This is a genomic window from Planobispora longispora, from assembly GCF_016863135.1.
Classification (GTDB): Bacteria; Actinomycetota; Actinomycetes; order Streptosporangiales; family Streptosporangiaceae; genus Planobispora; species Planobispora longispora.
This window is the reverse complement of record NZ_BOOH01000001.1, coordinates 92553-111234: the sequence shown is the minus strand read 5'-3', so window position 1 is coordinate 111234 and position 18682 is coordinate 92553. Positions and strand designations below refer to the sequence as shown.

Below are 18682 nucleotides of genomic sequence, written 5' to 3'. Positions count from 1 at the left end.
CTCCTTTCGGGCTCATCGGATCGGAGAGGAGACAGGCCATGAGGGCCGTCACCTGGCATGGAAAGCGCGACGTGCGGGTCGAGGAGGTCTCCGACCCCGCGATCAAGGAGCCGACCGACGCGATCATCAAGGTCACCACCACCGCGATCTGCGGCTCCGACCTGCACCTGTACGAGGTCCTGGGCCCCTTCATCGGGGCGGGCGACATCCTCGGGCACGAGCCGATGGGGATCGTCCAGGAGGTCGGCGCGGACGTCGGGCACATCAAGCCCGGTGACCGGGTCGTCATCCCGTTCAACATCTCCTGCGGCCACTGCCACATGTGCGGGATGAAGCTGTACGCCCAGTGCGAGACCACCCAGGTCCGCGACCACGGCATGGGCGCGGCCCTGTTCGGCTACACCAAGCTGTACGGCGAGGTCGCCGGCGGCCAGGCGGAGTACCTGCGGGTCCCGCAGGCCCAGTTCGGCCCCGTCAAGGTGCCCGAGGGCCCGCCCGACGAGCGGTTCGTCTACCTGTCGGACGTGCTGCCCACCTCCTGGCAGGCGGTGGCCTACGCCGACATCCCCGACGGCGGCAGCGTCACGGTCTTCGGCCTCGGCCCGATCGGCCAGATGACCGCCCGCATCGCCAAGCACCTCGGCTACCGGGTGATCGGCGTGGACGGCGTCCAGGAGCGGCTGGCGATGGCGCGCCGGCACGGCGTCGAGGTGCTGGACGCCTCGGTGACCGACAACGTCCCCGAGGCGGTCCGCGAGCTGACCGGCGGCCGCGGCACCGACTCCGTCATCGACGCCGTCGGCATGGAGGCGCACGGTTCACCGGTCGCCAAGTTCACCCAGACGCTCACCGGTCTGCTGCCCGACGCCATCGCCGCCCCGCTGATGACGAACGCGGGCGTGGACCGGCTGGCCGCCCTGTACCAGTGCATCGACACCGTGCGGCGCGGCGGCACGATCTCGATCAGCGGCGTCTACGGCGGCATGGCCGACCCGATGCCGATGCTCAGGCTCTTCGACAAGGGCGTCACCCTGCGCATGGGCCAGGCCCACGTCAAGCGCTGGATCGACGACCTGATGCCGCTGGTGACCGACGACTCCGACCCGCTCGGGGTCATGGACCTGGCCACCCACCGGTTCCCCCTGGAGCAGGCCCCGCACGGCTACGAGATCTTCCAGAAGAAACGCGACGGGGCCGTCAAGGTCCTGCTCAATCCCTGATTTCGCACACGGCCCCCGAGAAGGGACCCGAGGAGAGGAACATCGTGGACGCCATCGTGCTCCTGAAGGAAGACCACAAGACCGTCGAGAAGCTGTTCAAGCAGTTCGAGAAGGCGGGCGAGGACGCCTACGCCGAGAAGCGCAAGCTCGTCGACCAGATCATCGAGGAGCTGACCGCGCACACCTACATCGAGGAGGAGATCTTCTACCCCACCGTCCGCGCGGAGGCGCCGGAGGTCTCCGAGCACGTCCTGGAGAGCATCGAGGAGCACCACGTGGTGGTGTGGATGTTGTCGGAGCTCAAGAACCTGGACCCGCGGGACGAGCGGTTCGACGCCAAGGTCACCGTTCTCATGGAGAACGTCCGCCACCACGTCGAGGAGGAGGAGAACGAGTGGTTCCCCGAGGTGCGCAAGGCGATGGGCCGTAACCGGCTCCAGGAGCTCAGCGACCAGATGGCCAAGGCCAAGGGGAAGGCCCCGGACGAGCCGCTGGCCGTGCCGAGCGCCAAGCAGTAGGCCGGGCGGCGGGAGCGCGGACCGCCGGACTCCCCCTACGCCCCGGGGAAGTCCGGCGGCGCCCCGGGGAAGTCCGGCGGCGATGCGGGAACGTCCGGTTCGGGGACGCTCCCCGGAGGCGGAGCGGGCAGGGTGATGCGCACGCATGTGCCCTCGTGCGGCTTGCTCTTCAGCCGGACCCTCCCGCCGTGCAGCTGGATGATCTTCTGGACGATGGACAGGCCCACTCCGGTTCCGCCGATCGCCTGGAGCTCCGCCTCGGCGGCGCGGTAGAAGTCCTCGAAGACGTGCTCCACGTCCTGCGGCGCGATGCCGATCCCGGTGTCGTGGACCTCCACGGCGGGCGTCGGCTCGGCGGTGACCGTGACGTCGATGCGCCCGCCGGAAGGGGTGAACTTGACCGCGTTGTCCAGCACGTGGACCAGCGCGTGGTGCAGCCGCCCGCTGTCGGCCCACGCCTCCACCTCGGCCGGGGCGTGGATGCGCAGGACCTGGTCCTTGCCGGCCGCCTTGGCGGTGGAGGTCTCGACCGCCTGCCGGACGATGACGGACAGGTTGACCCGGGTCGGGGTGAAGGCGGCGGTGTGGGCGTTGAGGCTGGCCATGAGCAGCAGCTCGTCCAGCAGGTTCAGCAGGCGGTCGCTGTTGCGCTCGATCACCCCCAGGAACTTCCGCTCGGTGCCCGAGTCCAGCCCGCCGTCCCGGATGAGCTGGAGGTAGCTGCGGATCGAGGTCAGCGGGGTGCGCAGCTCGTGGTTGACGCTGCGCAGGAACTGCTGCTTGAGCTCCTCCACGTCCTGCAGGCGCCGGGCGACCTCGCTGGCCTGGCGGGCGTGGTGGTGCAGCTCCAGCAGCGCGCCGGCGTGGGCGGCCAGGGTGCGCAGGGCGTCGTGCTGCTCGGCGTCCAGCTTCCGGGGACGGTAGTCCAGCACGCACACCGTGCCCAGGGCGTGGCCCCGCTCGCTGATCATCGGAACGCCCAGGTAGTAGCGCACGTGCGGTTCCCCGGCGACCAGGGGGTCGTCCCGGAAACGCGGATCGGCGAGCGCGTCGGGGACCTCCAGGAGCCGACGGCCGGAGACGACGTACGGGCAGAACCCGATCGACCGGTCCAGTTCGGGAGAGTCGATGCCGGTACGGCCGCGGAAGTGCTGCTTGTCCCTGCCCAGCAGGTTGACCAGCGCGATGGGCATGCGGCAGATGTACGCCGCCAGCTCGGAGATGGCCTGGAAATCCGGTTCCAGCGGAGCCTCCAGCGCTCCCAGTTCCTTCAGCTCGCGCAGCCGATCGCCCTCGTCGGGCGGCACCGGTTTGCCCTCCATCCCACCTCCTGTCCGCCGCCCCGCGACCTCCTGCGGCACTTTGTATCCCGCCGGAGCCTTCCGCGAGCGGAGGGCACGCCCGTGAGCAGGGTAAACGAGCGGTCAGGACGGCCGCGGCCCGCCGCCGCGCCGCGCCGCCGTCCCGGCTCCGGGCGGGATGACCCGGGTGCGGCGGTGAACTCCCGAATGGCCGCCGGGAGCGATTTCCCTGCGCTCTCCGCGAAAAGCGCTGACAGCGAACGCGATGATGAAACGGGATCGGGCGGGGTTATGGTCGCAGGTATTCGCTTTACCGGAATGTGAACCAGGAAAGGGGGCCGCGAATGACCGGCCCGCACCCCGTATACGAGGACCAGCTTTACCAGCGGCTGCTGCGCAACCGGATCGTCGTGCTGGGATCCGAGGTGAACAGCGAGACGGCCAACCGGATCTGCGGGGAGCTGCTGCTGCTGTCCGCCCACGACGACCGCCGTGACATCTGGCTCTACGTCAACTCGCCGGGCGGTTCGGTGATGGACGGGATGGCCATCTACGACGTGATGCAGTACATCCCCAACGACGTGGCCACCGTGGCCATGGGCATCGCGGGCTCGATGGGCCAGTTCCTGCTCTGCGCGGGCGCGCCCGGCAAGCGTTACGCGCTCCCGCACGCCAGGGTCATCATGCACCAGCCCTCCGGGGGGCTGGGCGGCACGGCCGCCGACATCGCGATCCAGGCCGAGCAGATGCTCTACACCAAGCAGATGATGCGCGAGCGGATCGCCTTCCACACCGGCCAGTCCCTCGAACGCGTCGAGGAGGACTGGGACCGCGACCGCTGGTTCACCGCCACGGAGGCCAGAGACTACGGATTCGTCGACCATGTCATCCGCACCACCGACGAGGTGATGCGCAGGAATGAGATTTCGCTCCCGGAATAATTCATCGTGGGGCGTTCGGCGATTGTTCCCACGTGTTCTCCGGCCGCGCCACCGTATTCCCGTGATGCCGCGCGATACCGCCTGTATTTCCGCGATATCGCCCCGCCGGTTTTCCGCGCTCAGCGGTGGCAGAGCAGGCAGTGCAGGGCCGTCTCCAGGGAGCAGACGTCGGTGATCGGCTCGGGCCACGGCAGGCGGATCAGGGTGGGCTGGTCGAGGCCGCCGGAGCGGACGGTGACGCCGAAGCGGTCCAGCTCCCACAGCCAGGCGTCGGTGACGGGGGAGGGCAGCAGGGCGCACAGCGCCGCCACCAGCCGGTCCCGGTGCGCGCCGTTGACGTGCCGGATCATCCGTTCGGCGTCGGCCAGCAGGGGGTCGGGCGCCGCGTCGAGATACTCCTCGGCGTCCAGGACGCCCGACTCGGTGCCGGTGAGATAGACCACCTGCCCGACGTCCACCCGGAGCAGGCGCGGCCCGTGCGTGCCCTCCGGGTCCTCCAGGGCCTCGAACAACGCCTCGTCCGGGCAGCGCTCGGCGATCGCGATCGCGGTCGCGCGCAGTTCCCCGGCCGGTACGGCCTGCGCCCAGCCCTGCACTTTGAGCAGCCCGCGCGAGAGCTCGCGGCCGTCGAGCGAGCGGCTCGCGGTCAGGTCCACGGTCACCACCGGCTCGTCCTCCGCCCCGTGCAGCGGGTCTCCCGGCATGACCAGCAGGATCGGGCGTCCGGCGCCGTCGACGCCGCCGCGGGCCGGCCTGGCCGGCAGATTCGTGCCGGCCAGGGAGACGTGGCTCGGGACGGCGACGGCGGCGAGCGTGCGGATCCGCTCGGGGAGCGGCGGGGCGGTGAGGGGATGCTGCATGAACCGGCTCTCCTTGAGATCGACGGGCGATTGCCTCTAAGGTAAGGCTTACCTCAGTAAGGCAAACCTAACCACAAGGAGCGATCGTGCGCTACACCGGACCGAAGGTGCGGCTCTCCCGCCGCGCCGGCGTCCCGCTCACCCGCAAGGCCGTGCGCTACTTCGAGGAGCGGCCCTACCCGCCGGGCGAGCACGGCCGCAAGACCAACCGGCGCCAGACCGGCGACTACGGGCTGCGGCTGATGGAGAAGCAGAAGCTCCGCTGGTACTACGACGTCTCCGAGCGGCAGATGCGCCGCTACTGGGACATGGCGCTGCGCAGCCCCGGCCGGTCGGGCGCCGAGCTGGTGGTGCTGCTGGAGAGCCGCCTGGCCTCCCTGGTCCTGCGCGCCGGCCTCGCCCCGTCCATCTACGCCGCCCGCCAGTACGTCGCCCACGGCCACATCGCCGTCGACGGCCGCAAGGTGGACATCCCCAGCTACCTCGTCAAGCCCGGCCAGGTCATCACGGTGCGCGAGCGGTCCCGCCGGATGCAGCCGTTCGTCGCCGCGGCCGAGGGCGTCTACGCCGACGAGCGCATCGCCGCCTACCTGGACGTCAACCACGCCGAACTGCGCTTCACGGTGGTCAGCCGCCCGATGCGCGAGCAGATCGCGGTCCCGGTGGACGAGCAGATGGTCGTGGAGTTCTACTCCCGCTGACGCGGCGCCGTCCGGCCCCGTCACGCCCGTGGGGACTTCCCGCCGACGGCGAGGTCCCCGCGGCCGCTGTCCGGGACCGTCCACGCCGTCGACGCGGGGCCCGACGGGGGAAGCCCCGCGGTCGCCGTCCGGGGACGGCGGTTCCGATGGGGGAGCCCTCCGCGGTCACCGTCCGGGGCGGCGGTTCACGGTCCGGGGGACAGGCGGAAGACCCGGAGCTCGCGCCCCGACTTCTCGGTGTAGCGGTCGTAGACCGGCCAGATCCGCAGCAGCCGGGGCCAGGCCTCGGCCCGGTCGTCGCCGTCCAGGAGGCGTCCGGTGACCGGGATCTCCCGGCCGCGGAAGGAGACCGTCGCCCGCGGGGTCTTGAGCAGGTTGCCGCTCCAGGCGGGGTGGTGTTCCCGGCCGAAGTTGGAGCCGACGACCAGGAAGGATCCGTCCTCCTCCGGCAGGCAGGCGAGCGGGGTCGAGCGCGGCTCGCCGCTCTTGGCTCCGGTCGTGGTCAGCAGGAGCGTGGGGATCATCCCGTCGCTCATGACTCCCCTGCCGCCGGTGAGCCGGTGGACGGCCCGGTCGAGGCGCGGGACGACCCTCGGCCCGATCTTCATGAACGCGTCGGTCGTCGCCAGCCACTGGAAGAACGGCTTGAGCCGCGCGATGAGGCGTGAACCCACGATGGACTCCTGCTCCCCGGCGGCCGCCCGGCCGCCCGCCACTGATCGTAGCAAGCGCTAGGTCAAGAGCGGCAGGGGGTGATCGGGGTTTCCGGAGACAGCCCCGATTCCCGCCGTGCCTCCCGCTCTTCCCGCGTCCGTGAGCCTTCCCGTCTCTCCCTAGGCCCGCGGGCCCTCCGGTGTCTCCGGTCTGACGCAGTAGCCGCCGATCCCCGTCTCCAGCAGCCCGAAGGCGTGCTCGGCCTGCCGCCGCAGGTCCGGCGCGATGGCCCCGACGCTCTCGCCGGCGAGCATGCGCCGTACGGCATGGCCCACGATCGTGCGGATCGTGGCGCCGATCTGCGCCGCGACCAGGGCGGGGGTGAGGTCGCCGGGGCCGGTGCCGAGCTCTCCGGCGATGGCCTCGGCGAGCTTGCGCTCCCGGGCCTCGTTCATCTCCCGGACCCGGGCGCTCAGCGACGGGCTGCTCTCGACCATGCGGACGAAGGCGTCGTCGGCCTCGTGGAACCCGTAGCGGTAGTGGCCGGTGTCCAGCGCGTCCAGGAGGTCGCGGCGCACCGCCTCCAGCACGCTCTCGCCCGGCCTGCGCTCCCGGAAGACCCGCGCGAGGAGTTCCTCGACCTCGGGGGCCCGGTCGAGGAGCAGGTCCTCCTTGGTGGCGAAGTAGTTGAAGACCGTGTTGACCGAGACGTCGGCCGCCCTGGCGACCTCGGCCACGGTGACGTTGTCGAAGCCGCGGGCCACGAACATCCCCGTCGCGATGTCGGAGATGCGCAGCCGGGTCTCCCTCTTCTTGCGCTCACGCAGGCCCTCGCCCATGCCCTCATCCTAGGGGCCGGGAAATTTTTGCAGTCACTTAAAAATTAGTGTTACTGTAAAAATGGAGGCGATGAAATGATCAAGACATCGGGTCTGAGCAAGACCTTCAAGGGCGGCGTCCGGGCCGTCACGGGCGTGGATCTGACCGTCGAAGCCGGTGAGATCGTGGGTTTCCTCGGCCCCAACGGCGCGGGCAAGACGACGACCATGCGCATGCTGACCACCCTGCTGCGCCCCACCGCGGGCGCCGCCACGGTCGCCGGGCACGACCTCGTCACCGACCCCCGGGGCGTGCGGCGGCGCATCGGCTATGTGTCACAGGGCGGCGGGGTCGGCCCGTTCGACCCGGTGGGAGAGGAGCTCGAACTGCACGCCATGCTGTACGGCATGCGCCCGGCCCAGGCGCGCGAGCGGGTCGCCGAGACGCTGGAGCGCCTGGACCTGGCGCCCCTGGCCGACCGGACGGGCGGCACGCTCTCCGGCGGCCAGCGCCGCCGCTTCGACCTGGCCTTCGGCCTGGTCCACCGGCCGACGCTGCTCTTCCTGGACGAGCCGACCACCGGCCTGGACCCGCAGAGCCGGGCCGCCCTCTGGGACCACATCCGCCGCCTGCGGGAGGAGGACGGGCTCACGGTCTTCCTGAGCACCCACTATCTCGACGAGGCCGACACGCTGGCCGACCGCCTGATCATCATCGACCACGGCGCGGTCGTCGCCGAGGGCGCCCCCGCCGAGCTGAAGGGCGGGACCGGCACCCTCGACGACGCCTTCCTCGCCATCACCGGCCGGTCCCTGCGGGAGGACGGCGAGGCGGCGGCGTCCGGAGCGCGGGGTGCGGCATGAACGCGATCCGCGAAACCTGGCTCGTCTTCCGGCACAACACCCGCATCGCCCTGCGGCAGAAGGCGGGGATCGTCTTCGGGGTCCTGCAGCCGCTGCTCTACCTGGTGCTGTTCGGCCCGCTGTTCGCCACGATCGGCACCTGGGAGACGCTGCTCCCCGGCCTGCTCGCCCAGGTCGCCCTGTTCAGCGCGGGACTGGCCGGATTCGGCATCGTCTTCGACGCGCGCTCCGGTGTGCTGGAGCGGCTCCGGGTCACCCCGGCGCGCCGTACGGCCCTGCTGCTCGGCCGGGTCCTGAGCAGCTCGCTCACGCTGCTGGTCCAGTCGGTCATGCTGCTCGGGGCCGGTTACGCCTTCGGCATGCGCGCGCCGCTGCCCGGCGTGCTGGCCGGGCTCGTCCTCATGGCGCTGCTCGGCGTCGGCCTGGCCGCGCTGTCCAACGCGATCGCGCTGACCATGGACCCGGACGCCTTCGCGCCGATCATGACCACCGGGGTCGTCCCCCTGGTCCTGCTGTCCGGGGCGTTCCTGCCGATGTCCATGGCCCCCGCCTGGCTGGACGCGATCTCCCGCGCCACCCCGTTCCGCTACGTGGTGGAGGCGGTCCGCGACCTGTTCGCGGGCCGCTACGCCACCTGGACGGTGGCGGCGGGAGCCGCGGTGACCGCCGGGCTCACGGTGGCGTGCGTGGTCGTCGGCACCCGCGTGTTCAACCGGGAGAACGCCTGAGCGCTCGTCACGCGGGCCCGTGCCCCGGGACACGGGCCCGCCCGGGCAGCGTGACGGCGGAGACTCACCGGGGAGAGGCCGGGGACCCGTCCTCGTCGTCGATCAGCAGGAAGGCGGGCGGGTTCTCGCGCCACTCGGGCACGTCCATCGAGTTGAGCACGGAGATCAGTTTCTTCTCCTCGTAGATGAAGTGCGTCTGCATGATCGCCGACAGCGCCACCACCTCCTCGCGCACCTTGGCGGCCGTGGCCGGGTCCGGTTTCTCCGGCAGGGAGTCGAGCAGTTTCTGCAGGTTCCCCAGCAGCCAGTCCAGCTGGTTGTGGTCGGTGCGCAGGTCGGAGAGGACCTCGCGCAGCTCGGGGAACTCCTCGGCGATCACCGGGAACGCGCCCCTGTCCTCGCCGGTGTGGTGGCGCGTCAACGCGGTGCAGAAGGAGAGGCAGTGGGCGCGGAGGTCCCGCGGTGGGAGCCCGCCGCCGTCGAAGTACTCGTCGATGCTGTCCTGGAGGTCTTCCAGCATCTCGCGGAGCCAGATGTGAACTTCGAGCAGCTGCGTGCCCAGAGCGGTGAGGCGGCTGCCCGCCTCGGAACGTGCATTCATCTCTTCCTTCGGGTGGGTTGCTCCGCAAGTGTCCCCGAAAATCCGGAGACGTGCGCGGCGGATTCCGGCGGATCCGCCGCGACACTCCGCCTGCGGGGCGACCGTTCGGGGCCGGTGGGCCGGTGGCTCGGCGGGCGGCCGGGCCTGGAGACGCCCGCGCGTGATCCGGGAGGTCAGCCGCGCGGCCGCCGGGGCAGCAGCAGGCCGGCCGCCGCGATGGCCAGGCTGAGCCCGGCCGCCATGAGGAAGACCAGGTCGTAGCCGGCGGCGAGGGCGGCGGGGGAATCCCCGCCCTCCGTCGCGGCTCTGGCGCCGGCGGCGGACGCGAGCACCGCCAGGCCCACCGATCCGCCCGCCTGATTGGCGGTGTTGGCCAGGCCGCCGGCGGTTCCCGCGTCGCCCTCGGGCACGCCGGCGGTCGCCGCGGCCATGACGGTGGGGAAGGTCAGCCCGATTCCGGCCGCGACGAGCAGGGTGGGCCCGAGCATGCCGGTGACGTAGTCGCTGCCGGTGTGAGCCTGGGCGAGCCAGCCGAACCCGGCCACGAGGAGGGCGCAGCCGGCCAGCACCGGAGGACGCGCGCCGGTCCGCGGCGGCAGGGTGGCCGCCAGCCGCGCGACCACCACGAACGTCACCGCCGCGGGTGTCTGCCCGAGCCCGGCCTGGAGCGCGTCATAGCCGAGCACGTTCTGCAGGAACAGCGACGTGAAGTACCACATCGCCATGGCGACCCCGCCGAACAGCAGCAGCATGCCGTTGCCGACGGCCACCCCGCGGATCCCGAACAGCCGCGGGGGCATCATCGGGTGGGCGGCGAAACGCGTCTCCACCACGGTGAAGGCGGCGAGCAGGAGCAGGCCCGCCGCGACCGGCCCGGCGACGTGCGCGGACGTCCAGCCGTGATCGGCGCTCTGCATGACCCCGTAGATCAGCGCGGCCAGCCCCGCCGTCCCCGTGACCGCGCCGATGAGATCGAGCGGTTCCCGCCGGCCGGTCCGCGTGCCGGTCAGTGACCTCATGGCCAATACGATCAGCGCCGCACCGATCGGCACGTTGATCAGGAAGATCCACCGCCACGACAGGCCGGTCGTGATGGCGCCGCCCGCGACCGCGCCGGCCATCCCGCCCACGCCGCCCGCGGCGGACCACGCGCCGAACGCCCGGGCCCGCGCGCGCTCCCCGGTGAAGCAGACGTTGATCACGGCCAGCGTCGCCGGCGCCAGCATGGCCGCACCCGCGCCCTGCGCGAGGCGGGCCGCCACCAGGACCTCCGGGGCGGCCGCCAGGCCGCCGGCCAGGCTCGAGGCGGAGAACAGCGACAATCCGGCGACCAGCATCCGGCGATGGCCGAACAGGTCGGCGGCGCGGCCGCCCAGCAGCATGAAGCCGGCGAAGGTGAGCAGGTAGCCGTTGACCACCCAGGGCAGGCCGGTGAGCGTGAAGCCGAGGTCCCGGCGGATCGAGGGCAGGGCGACGTTGACGATGGCCGCGTCCAGGATCGCCATGAACTGGCAGGCGCACGCCAGCGTCATGATCATCCAGGTGGGACCGGTGCGCGGAGGCCCCCATCGGGGCGCGCCGGGGCGGGGGACGTCGGCCTTCGTGGTCATGCGGGCTCCCTCGGCGTAGAATTAGTTACGCGGATAACGTTATGCGCATAATGTTATTCGCGTAACTAATCTGTCAAGGAGAGCCCGTGGACTTCGAGCACGCCGACGCCCTCAACCAGGCCATCCGCCTCCTGAGCCTGCGCCACCGGGCCAGGGCCGCGACGCTGCTGGCCCCGCTCGGCCTGCACCCCGGGCAGGAGGTGCTCCTGCTGGAACTCGCCCGGACCGGCCCGATGATCCAGGCCCAGCTCAGCGAGGCGCTCGGCTGCGAACCGCCCAGCGTCACGCTGATGACCCGCAAGCTCGAGGCCACCGGTCACATCCGCCGCAGACCCGCCCCCTCCGACAAGCGCGCCAGCGTCGTCGAACTCACCGACAGCGGCAGCGCGCTGGCCGACCGGGTCAAGCAGCTGTGGTGCGCTCTGGCGGAGGAGACCGTGACCGGGCTGCCCGCCGAGACGGTGGCGGAACTGCCCGGCATCCTCAACGCCCTGACCGGCAACGTGGACACCAGACGCCCCCGCCACTCACCCGGCCGCCGGCAGGCTCCGGCCGCGGAACCGCGCCGGGCCGGGCGCGTCGATCGGAGCGGGGAACCGGCCGGTGACGGCGCCGACGGCTGAGGCCGGCTTCCCGGGCGTCCGGCCTGCCGCCCGGGCGGTGAACGCGCGGCCCTACCGGGGCGGGCCGAAGGGCTCGATGGGCGGGTCGGAGTAGGGGCCCTCGCCGGTCGTCCCGCCGACCCGGCGGGCGGCGGCCTCGGTCACGCGCAGGGCGTACAGGTTCTGTGCCGGGTCGAGCAGCACCAGGCCGTAGCCGGTGTCGACCTCCTCCTCCGACAGCCCGAGGCGATCCATGGCCTGCGCCAGCGTCGCCCCGGGCTGGAGCCGTACCGTCACCAGAAGCATGGACCCTACGCTACGCGCCCCTTCTGCGGCGCAGTGCGGCAAGGATTCCTTCTGTGTCGGTGATTCCGTATCCGTAGTCGAAGTCGAAGCCGACGTCGCTGCGGTCGTCGGCGGTACGGCGCAGCAGCGTGCGCAGCTGGCCGGGGGAGAGCCGGGAGGCCGGCCACTGCGTGCGCACGGCCGCGACCAGGCCGGCGGCGACCGGGCAGGCCGCGGAGGTGCCGGAGTCGGGCGCGCCGTCGCCGAACGCCTTGGAACCGGAGAAGTGGGTGTAGGAGCAGACGTCCGGCTTGCGCTTGGCCAGGCGGCCGGGCCCCTGGGAGGAGTAGCCCACCCGCCTGTTCTCGACGTCGACGCCGCCGATCGACAACACGCGGGGGTGGGAGTTGGCCCCCACGATCGGCCGCTCGCGGAAGGCGCACCGGCCGTCGGGGCAGTCGCGGCCGCAGTTGCCCGCGGCGAACAGGATGTCGGCGCCGGCGTCCTCCAGGCTCGCCACGATCACGTTGAACGGGTGGGCGGCGTTGTCGGAGTAGTTGCCGGGGTTGCCCACCGGGAAGTCCCACCGCGGGGAGAACGAGCCCCAGCTGTTGCTGACGACCAGGGCCCGGCTCTCCTCCGGCTGGGCGTTCAGCACCTCGCGCAGGTGGGCGAAGGCGGCGACCGCGTCGGAGAGCAGGCCGTCCAGGGCCGAGCCGCCCTGGCGCTGGGAGAGCAGCACCGGCAGGTCGAGCAGGGTCGCCTTCGGCGCGCCGATGAGCGCGTCGAAGGCGCACATCGTGCCGTGGTCCACCTCGAAGCGGCCCGGCGTGCCGTCCACCCCGCCCGGCACCCAGCTGCGCTCCTTGTCCAGCTTCGCCTCCCGGTCCAGATGGCGCTGGACGTGCTCGAGGTTGATCCCGGTGTCGACGATCGCCAGGGCCACCCCCGAGCCGTCCAGCCCGTCACCCGCGAGTTCCTCGGCGCGGATCAGCCGCTCGACGTCGTGCCAGTCGCCCACCGGTGGATCACCGCCGCACGTGAGGCTCGGCTGGATCACCGGGTCGGCGAAGACGCCGACGACGTCGGACCGGGCCACGGAGAGCAAGGGGATGCGGGTGGACAGCTCGTCGTCGGAGATCTCCCCGCGGACCAGGACCGAGGCGTCCTCGGCGGCCAGCGAGAAGGTCAGGGGCTGGTTCAGCGAGAGGGGATCGCCCCCCGCCGAGGGCACGGGACGGGGCACCGCGACGGGGGTGAAGGAGGGGTCGAGGACGACCCCGGGCAGGCCGTCGGCGACGTCGGCCGCGGTCGTGGCCACGCCGGGGTCGGTCACCGCCGCGACGACCTCGGGGGAGGGGCGGAGCTGGATCAGGACGCGCATCGTTCACCACCGGTTGATCAGACGGATCAGGGAAAACGCACCTCACCACCGTCCTTCATCAACCACGATCATGTCCACCCATGCAAATGGCTCCCACCAGCATCTATGTCGCCAAATCACCGCGAACCGCTGGGCTGGTTTTCCTTCCCTGCAAGGTCATGGATCACTAGCTTGGACGCCATGACCGCAGCGGCGCACACCACGCCATCCCCCCATCCCGACGCCGGCCCGGAGCACTGGCTGAGCACCCGGCCGAGACTGGTCGTGGCCAGCGCCTTCATGCTCTTCCTGGAGCTGGCGCTGATCCGGTGGACCGGATCGAACATCGTGCACCTGAGCTACTTCACCAACTTCGTGCTGCTGGGCTCGTTCCTCGGCATCGGACTGGGCTTTTTGCGGGTGGGGCGCACGGCCCGGCAGCCGTACTACTCGCCGATCACCCTCGCCGTCCTGGTGCTGGTCGTCACGTTCTTCCCGGTCACCGTGGACCGGCAGACCGAGGGCGTCCTGTACTGGACGAGCCTCAGCACCGCCGGGCCTCCGGCCTGGCTGATCCTGCCGGTGGTCTTCGCGGCCGCGGCGGTCGTGCTGATGGGCCCGGCCGAGCTGGTCGGGCGCTGCTTCCCCGAGCTGGACCGGCTGGAGGCCTACCGCTACGACCTGATCGGCAGCCTCACCGGCATCGGCCTGTTCACGGCGCTGTCATTCCTCAGCGCGCCCCCGGTGGTGTGGGGCGTGATCACCGCGGCCGCCTACGCCGTGCTGCTGCGGCCGCGGCGGCTGTGGGCACGGGCCGCGCTGGTTGTGCCGTCGCTGGTGGTGGTCGCGGCGCTGGCGGCCGAGACGCTGACGGCCGGAGCCCTGTGGTCGCCGTACTACAAGGTGACCCGCACCCACTTCGCCGAGCAGGGCGTGGAGATGATGGACATCCAGGTCAACGGCATCCCGCACCAGCGGGCCGTCCCGGCGGTCAAGCGGCTGGAGTGGGAGCGGCAGTACGCCCTGCCGTACGAGCGCTCGGCCGCCGGGAGGCTGGACGACGTGCTGATCGTGGGTGCGGGCAGCGGCACCGACGTGGCGATCGCGCTGTCGAAGGGCGCCGGACGGGTGGACGCGGTGGAGATCGACCCCAAGCTCCGCGAGCTGGGCGGGACCTACCACCCGGACCGGCCCTACGACGATCCCCGGGTCGCCACGCACGTCACCGACGGGCGCGCGTTCCTGGAGCAGACGGACCGCAAGTACGACCTGATCCTGTTCGCGCTGCCCGACTCGCTCACCCTCGTCTCCGGCGCCAGCTCGCTGCGGCTGGAGAGCTACCTGTTCACCCGCGAGGCGATGGAGGCGGCCAGGGACCGCCTCAAGCCCGGCGGGACCTTCTCGATGTACAACTACTACCGCGAGAGCTGGCTGGTGGACCGGCTCGCCTCCACCGTGCAGGCCGCCTTCGGGCACAAGCCGTGCGTGGACGTCGTCACCCAGGCCGGCCAGCAGGCCGTGATCACCGCCGGGCTCGCCGCCGCCGACCAGGCCTGCGGGCAGGAGTGGGCGGGCGCGACCGCGCAGACCCCGCCGCCCTCGGGCGACGACCGGCCCTTCCTGTACCTGAAGGACCGGACGATTCCGGAGATCTACGTCATCACCCTGATCCTGATCCTGATCGTGAGCCTGCTGGCGGTCCGCGCGGTCGCCGGGCCGTACACCCGGATGCGCCCCTACGCCGACCTGTTCCTGCTCGGCGTGGCGTTCCTGCTGCTGGAGACCAAGAGCGTGACCGGGTTCGCGCTGCTGTTCGGCACCACCTGGGTGGTCAACGCGATCGTGTTCGCCGGGGTGCTCGTGGCGGTGCTGGCCGCGGTGGAGGTGACCCGCCGCTTCCGCACCCCGCCGCTGCCCGTCATGTACGGCGTGCTCCTGGCCGGCCTGGTGCTGGCCTGGCTGGTGCCGAACTCCTGGTTGCTGGGCCTGCCGGTGCCGCTGCGCGCGGTGGTGGCCGTGGCCGTGGCGTTCCTGCCGATCTTCGCGGCCAACGTGGTGTTCGCCAAGCGCTTCGCCGACTCGGCCGACGGCACCACGGCCTTCGGGGCGAACCTGCTCGGCGCGATGGTCGGCGGCTGCCTGGAGTACCTGGCTCTGGTCATCGGGTACCAGGGCCTGCTGATCGTGGCGGGCCTGCTCTACCTGGGCGCGTTCGCCCTGCTGCCCAGGACCGCCCGGGCCGCGTGAGCCCGGCCGGGTGAGCCGGGTCGGGCACGTCCGGGCCGGATGAGCCGCCCCGGTCACCGGACGGCGCCGGGGTCCCGCCCCGAGGAGGGGCGGGACCCCGGGCGACCGGATCGGATCCGGGTCAGATGCCGCAGAGCTCGTCGATGGACTGGGCGCTCCTGTTCGCCGTCGGGGTCTTGCCGGGCGTCGCCTTCGGGGGCGCGCTGAGCGTCGGGGTGGGGGCCGCGCCGCTCGTGCCCGGGGAGGCCGCGCCGCTGGTGCCCGGGGAGGGCGCGCCCGAACCGGCCATGAGCTTGCGGCTGGGCTGGGTCGACTGGCGCAGGGCCCGGGCGGTCGCGGTGCGGATCTTCTGCCAGTCGGGGGAGCCGGAGTAGAACTCCGGCGGCACGAACTGGAGACTGGTGATCTTGGCGTCCTTGACCTTGAGGGCCAGCTCGGTCAGGTGCTCCAGCATGTCGCGGGGGATGTTGGTCTGGGCCATCCGCTTGGCCACCCTCGCGATCTTGGTGAAGTTCGTGAGGACGACGGCGGGGGTGGCCTGCTTGGCGAAGGCGCCGATGACGCAGCGCTGGCGGGCCATCCGGGAGAAGTCGTCGCTGCCGACGCGGGAGCGGCCGTACCAGAGGGCCTCCTCGCCGGAGAGGGTGCGGTAGCCGGCCTTGATCGTGCCGGCGGTGCCGAACGAGCCGCCGTACTTCACGTCGCTCTCGACCCTGATCTTCAGTCCGCCGATGGCGTCCACCAGGTGGGCGAAGCCGTACATGTTGATCAGGACGTAGTGGTCGATCTTCAGGTTGAGCGTGTAGCCGATCGCGTCCATGAGCGCCCGGGGACCCTGGTGCTTGCTGCCCATGATCTCCGGGTGGTCCTCGGCGTACTGCCAGACCTCGTTGAGCAGGCCGCCGTTGGGCAGCTCCCGCATGAAGCCGTTGGGGAACTGCCTGGCCAGCGGGCTGCCGGGCGGGAAGCGCACGTGCTGCAGGTTGCGGGGGAGGCTGAACATGACCGCGTTGCCGGTCTTGATGTGGACGCTGGCCACGTTCATGCTGTCGGTCCGCACGCCCTCCCGGTTGCCCGCCCCGTCGCCGCCGATGAGCAGGAAGTTGACCCGCTCCTGGCCGTTCCAGGGGTCCTCGGGCTTGAACGTCGGGGCGGCCGGGTCGTCCGGCGAGCTCGGGAAGATGTCGTTGACCGTCTCCTTGACGGTCAGCACCGTGCTGGCGGCGAACGCGAACGGGGCCATCACCGCCACGCACAGCGTGCCGATGACGATGCCCGAGACGATCTGGCCCGCGCTGTTGAGCCGGTTGGGGCCGAGCGTGATGTAGGAGGAGATCACCAGCAGGAACCAGCCGAGCGCGCCGAGCACGGCCAGGCCCACGATCAGGCCGAGGACGCCGTCCCGGGTGGCGATGCCGGTGTCGCCGGAGACGACGATTCCGGCGATCACCCCCAGGACCAGCAGCAGGCCGAAGGAGCCGAGCAGGATGTAGCCGGTACGGCGGCGCCCCGCGCGCAGGTGCGCGATGCCCGGCAGGATCGCCGACAGGGCGGTCCACCCGATGAGCGACCCGGTGGTCAGCGGCCGGGCGAACTTCAGCCGGGACATGGGCCCGCGCCCGGCGGACGGGTCGCCGGGCGCCCCCGCGCCTGCCGGGGTCGCCGTGGCGCCCGGGCCGGCCGCGGGGCCCGCGCCCGGATTCGGGTCCGGCGCGGATCCGACGCCGCCCGTCGCGGGCTTCACCCGGGTGGCCGTGCCGCCCGCCGGGCCGGCCTCGTGCCCCGGCTCGTGAGCCGCCCGCGCGGGAGCGGGAACGGGTAAGGGTGCGGACGCGGGTACGGGCTGGCCGGGGTGGGGGGCGGCGTCGCGCTCCAGGGGAGGGGCGGGGGTGTTCCCGGGGTGGCCGTTCGCCGCGTTCGCGGGCCGGGCCGCGCGGCTGCCGCGCCGTCGGGGACGCGGTTTCCCGCTCTCGCCGGAGAGCCCCCCCGAGTCCTGCCCATGGCGCATCGTCACACCGCTTCCTACTCGGTCCTTGTCCGGTCCACCTGGCAAAACGGCCGAGGTCCCCCGATTGCACAGAATTGCCCTGGATTCTAGCCCCCATACCCGGACATGGCAGACAGATGACCAAGGTCAGGTGAATGAGGATTGAAGTTACGAGGTCGACGAGGCGGGCGCCAGCCAGGTATTGCACTGGAAGGTCTTGTTCTTCTCGTAGCCCTGCCGGAACCAGCGTCCGTTGTTCACCGGCTTGCCGTGGTCGCGCGGGTAGCCGGGATGGTCGCCCACGCGCGAGTAGAAGTAGTAGAGCGTGTTGCGCCGCGCCGAGGTGACCGGGTAACTGGCCGAGACCGAGCGCATGAACATCGCCCCGAAGCAGGTGGCCTGGAGCTCGAATCGGCGGCTCAGCGCCAGCTTGCCGCTCTGGCTGCCCGACTCCAGCGTCCGCTCCCACCAGCTGCCGGACAGGCCGGACAGCTGCTGGACGTGGTGACCGTACTCGTGGGCCATCATGCTGATGATCCCGCCGTGCCACTCGGTGATCTGGCCGTACCCCAGCGCGTTGCCCGATCCCCTGGCCATGGCCGTGGTGGAGGCGTAGATCGTGGTGTTGCTCGGGCAGTAGTACGGCACGATGCTCCCGCGCTGGGGGAAGTCGCCGCAGGCGCCGCGCCCCCGGGTGGCGGTGATGGCGTAGCCCGGCCGGTGCCACTCGATCCCCCTGGCGCGCAGCACCTTGGACCAGGCCTTGTCCATGCACCTGGAGGTCTTCAGGATCAGCGCCTTGAGCTGGCTGTGGCTGTAGATGCTGGCCGAGCCGCCCGGGCAGTGCACCCTGGACAGGCCCTGGCCGGCGTAGAGGGAGTTGTTCTTCAGGGACGTGTTGAGCGTGCGGGTCTCGGCCTCCTCGGGACTCGGCTTGTCGTCCGGCTCGTCCGTCACCCGGTTCGAGGGCCGCTCCGAGGGTCGATCCGAGGGCCGCTCCCGGGGCGGGTCGGACGGGGAGGAGGTGGGGAACGCGATCGGCGAGACCGGGTCCGCGTCCACCCGGCTGCCCTTGATGAGCGCCCCGACCACCACGAGCCCGGTGAACGTCAGCGCGAGCAGGCCGAAGACCACGCTGATGATCACCGCGGCGCCGCCGCCCTGGCGGGGACGCGGCGGCTGCCATGCGGGAGGCGGGTACGGGGGCCGGTGGTGAGGGCCGGGAGGGGGCGGCTGGCCGTACGGCGGGCGCCCGTGCGACGGCTGGCCGTACGGCGGCTGTCCATATGGCGGTTGCCCCTGCGGCGGGCGTCCCTGCGGTGGCAGGCCGTGGGGCGGTCGTCCCGGCGGGGGCGGCTGCCCGTACGGCGGGCGGCCGTGGA

General features: G+C 71.7%; 18 protein-coding genes. 8 read left to right on the top strand and 10 right to left on the bottom strand.

The genetic code is table 11. The features are described 5' to 3' along the window. The first annotated feature begins 38 nt into the window (after positions 1-38). Together Plo01_RS00480 and Plo01_RS00475 are read left to right on the top strand one after the other, a co-directional pair. Positions 39-1220, top strand: a complete 1182-nt coding sequence (locus tag Plo01_RS00480; RefSeq protein WP_203888420.1) for a zinc-dependent alcohol dehydrogenase — start codon at positions 39-41, stop codon at positions 1218-1220. Positions 1221-1264: 44 nt separating this feature from the next. Beyond that, a complete protein-coding gene (locus Plo01_RS00475; protein WP_203888419.1) occupies positions 1265-1738 on the top strand; it encodes a hemerythrin domain-containing protein in 474 nt (157 codons plus the stop codon). Between the two features lie 35 nt (positions 1739-1773). Here the strand turns inward: Plo01_RS00475 and Plo01_RS00470 are convergent, their stop codons facing one another. Next, the gene (locus tag Plo01_RS00470; RefSeq protein WP_203888418.1) at positions 1774-3060 is read right to left on the bottom strand and encodes a sensor histidine kinase; all 1287 of its coding nucleotides are present in this window, start codon (positions 3058-3060) and stop codon (positions 1774-1776) included. Positions 3061-3383: 323 nt separating this feature from the next. Between Plo01_RS00470 and Plo01_RS00465 the strand changes: the two genes are divergently transcribed. Continuing rightward, positions 3384-3980 (top strand): ClpP family protease, encoded by a 597-nt coding sequence (locus Plo01_RS00465; RefSeq protein WP_203888417.1) that lies wholly within the window; start codon positions 3384-3386, stop codon positions 3978-3980. Positions 3981-4099: 119 nt separating this feature from the next. On the opposite strand, the gene Plo01_RS00460 is transcribed toward Plo01_RS00465, so the two are convergent. Further along, complete coding sequence (locus tag Plo01_RS00460) at positions 4100-4840, bottom strand: DUF2470 domain-containing protein (RefSeq protein WP_203888416.1); 741 nt, start codon at positions 4838-4840, stop codon at positions 4100-4102. A gap of 86 nt (positions 4841-4926) precedes the next feature. Here Plo01_RS00460 and rpsD point away from each other — a divergent pair, with 86 nt between their 5' ends. Continuing rightward, positions 4927-5541: a 30S ribosomal protein S4 gene (gene rpsD, locus Plo01_RS00455; protein ID WP_203888415.1), complete on the top strand. Its 615-nt coding sequence runs from the start codon at positions 4927-4929 to the stop codon at positions 5539-5541. A gap of 185 nt (positions 5542-5726) precedes the next feature. Here rpsD and Plo01_RS00450 read toward each other — a convergent pair whose 3' ends face one another. Continuing rightward, on the bottom strand, positions 5727-6215 hold the full coding sequence (locus Plo01_RS00450; RefSeq protein WP_203888414.1) for a nitroreductase family deazaflavin-dependent oxidoreductase: 489 nt from the start codon (positions 6213-6215) through the stop codon (positions 5727-5729). Between the two features lie 159 nt (positions 6216-6374). Beyond that, positions 6375-7034, bottom strand: coding sequence for a TetR/AcrR family transcriptional regulator (locus Plo01_RS00445; RefSeq protein ID WP_203888413.1), 660 nt, complete (start codon positions 7032-7034; stop codon positions 6375-6377). 75 nt (positions 7035-7109) lie between these two features. Here Plo01_RS00445 and Plo01_RS00440 point away from each other — a divergent pair, with 75 nt between their 5' ends. Further along, positions 7110-7877, top strand: coding sequence for an ABC transporter ATP-binding protein (locus Plo01_RS00440; RefSeq protein WP_203888412.1), 768 nt, complete (start codon positions 7110-7112; stop codon positions 7875-7877). After that, the gene (locus Plo01_RS00435; protein WP_203888411.1) at positions 7874-8605 is read left to right on the top strand and encodes an ABC transporter permease; all 732 of its coding nucleotides are present in this window, start codon (positions 7874-7876) and stop codon (positions 8603-8605) included. The genes Plo01_RS00440 and Plo01_RS00435 overlap by 4 nt, the downstream gene beginning before the upstream one ends. Positions 8606-8669: 64 nt before the next feature. Here Plo01_RS00435 and Plo01_RS00430 read toward each other — a convergent pair whose 3' ends face one another. Together Plo01_RS00430 and Plo01_RS00425 are read right to left on the bottom strand one after the other, a co-directional pair. Continuing rightward, entirely contained in the window at positions 8670-9206 is a 537-nt protein-coding gene (locus Plo01_RS00430) for a hemerythrin domain-containing protein (RefSeq protein ID WP_203888410.1), read from the bottom strand. Between the two features lie 173 nt (positions 9207-9379). After that, complete coding sequence (locus Plo01_RS00425) at positions 9380-10816, bottom strand: MFS transporter (protein WP_203888409.1); 1437 nt, start codon at positions 10814-10816, stop codon at positions 9380-9382. 86 nt (positions 10817-10902) lie between these two features. On the opposite strand from Plo01_RS00425, the gene Plo01_RS00420 reads away from it, so the two are divergent. Beyond that, positions 10903-11439: a MarR family winged helix-turn-helix transcriptional regulator gene (locus Plo01_RS00420; RefSeq protein ID WP_239315712.1), complete on the top strand. Its 537-nt coding sequence runs from the start codon at positions 10903-10905 to the stop codon at positions 11437-11439. A gap of 51 nt (positions 11440-11490) precedes the next feature. On the opposite strand, the gene Plo01_RS00415 is transcribed toward Plo01_RS00420, so the two are convergent. Then, entirely contained in the window at positions 11491-11724 is a 234-nt protein-coding gene (locus Plo01_RS00415; protein WP_203888408.1) for a hypothetical protein, read from the bottom strand. Positions 11725-11734: 10 nt separating this feature from the next. Beyond that, a complete protein-coding gene (locus tag Plo01_RS00410; RefSeq protein WP_203888407.1) occupies positions 11735-13087 on the bottom strand; it encodes a S8 family serine peptidase in 1353 nt (450 codons plus the stop codon). A 180-nt stretch (positions 13088-13267) separates the two neighbouring features. Between Plo01_RS00410 and Plo01_RS00405 the strand changes: the two genes are divergently transcribed. Beyond that, entirely contained in the window at positions 13268-15313 is a 2046-nt protein-coding gene (locus tag Plo01_RS00405) for a spermine/spermidine synthase domain-containing protein (RefSeq protein WP_203888406.1), read from the top strand. A gap of 121 nt (positions 15314-15434) precedes the next feature. Here Plo01_RS00405 and Plo01_RS00400 read toward each other — a convergent pair whose 3' ends face one another. Both Plo01_RS00400 and Plo01_RS00395 read right to left on the bottom strand, forming a co-directional pair. Next, positions 15435-17321 carry an LCP family protein gene (locus Plo01_RS00400; RefSeq protein WP_239315780.1) on the bottom strand — a complete coding sequence of 629 codons (1887 nt, stop codon included), beginning with the start codon at positions 17319-17321 and terminating at the stop codon, positions 15435-15437. 147 nt (positions 17322-17468) lie between these two features. After that, on the bottom strand, positions 17469-18446 hold the full coding sequence (locus tag Plo01_RS00395) for a neutral zinc metallopeptidase (protein WP_239315771.1): 978 nt from the start codon (positions 18444-18446) through the stop codon (positions 17469-17471). Between the last annotated feature and the right edge of the window lie 236 nt (positions 18447-18682).

Bases quoted from the DNA above. Each gene is read 5' to 3' on its own strand.
- Plo01_RS00470 (WP_203888418.1), bottom strand. From the start codon at position 3,060: ATGGAGGGCAAACCGGTGCCGCCCGACGAGGGCGATCGGCTGCGCGAG.
- Plo01_RS00440 (WP_203888412.1), top strand. From the start codon at position 7,110: ATGATCAAGACATCGGGTCTGAGCAAGACCTTCAAGGGCGGCGTCCGG.
- Plo01_RS00460 (WP_203888416.1), bottom strand. From the start codon at position 4,840: ATGCAGCATCCCCTCACCGCCCCGCCGCTCCCCGAGCGGATCCGCACG.
- Plo01_RS00400 (WP_239315780.1), bottom strand. From the start codon at position 17,321: ATGCGCCATGGGCAGGACTCGGGGGGGCTCTCCGGCGAGAGCGGGAAA.
- Plo01_RS00405 (WP_203888406.1), top strand. From the start codon at position 13,268: ATGACCGCAGCGGCGCACACCACGCCATCCCCCCATCCCGACGCCGGC.
- Plo01_RS00435 (WP_203888411.1), top strand. From the start codon at position 7,874: ATGAACGCGATCCGCGAAACCTGGCTCGTCTTCCGGCACAACACCCGC.
- Plo01_RS00415 (WP_203888408.1), bottom strand. From the start codon at position 11,724: ATGCTTCTGGTGACGGTACGGCTCCAGCCCGGGGCGACGCTGGCGCAG.
- Plo01_RS00465 (WP_203888417.1), top strand. From the start codon at position 3,384: ATGACCGGCCCGCACCCCGTATACGAGGACCAGCTTTACCAGCGGCTG.
- Plo01_RS00410 (WP_203888407.1), bottom strand. From the start codon at position 13,087: ATGCGCGTCCTGATCCAGCTCCGCCCCTCCCCCGAGGTCGTCGCGGCG.
- Plo01_RS00480 (WP_203888420.1), top strand. From the start codon at position 39: ATGAGGGCCGTCACCTGGCATGGAAAGCGCGACGTGCGGGTCGAGGAG.
- Plo01_RS00425 (WP_203888409.1), bottom strand. From the start codon at position 10,816: ATGACCACGAAGGCCGACGTCCCCCGCCCCGGCGCGCCCCGATGGGGG.
- Plo01_RS00430 (WP_203888410.1), bottom strand. From the start codon at position 9,206: ATGAATGCACGTTCCGAGGCGGGCAGCCGCCTCACCGCTCTGGGCACG.
- Plo01_RS00445 (WP_203888413.1), bottom strand. From the start codon at position 7,034: ATGGGCGAGGGCCTGCGTGAGCGCAAGAAGAGGGAGACCCGGCTGCGC.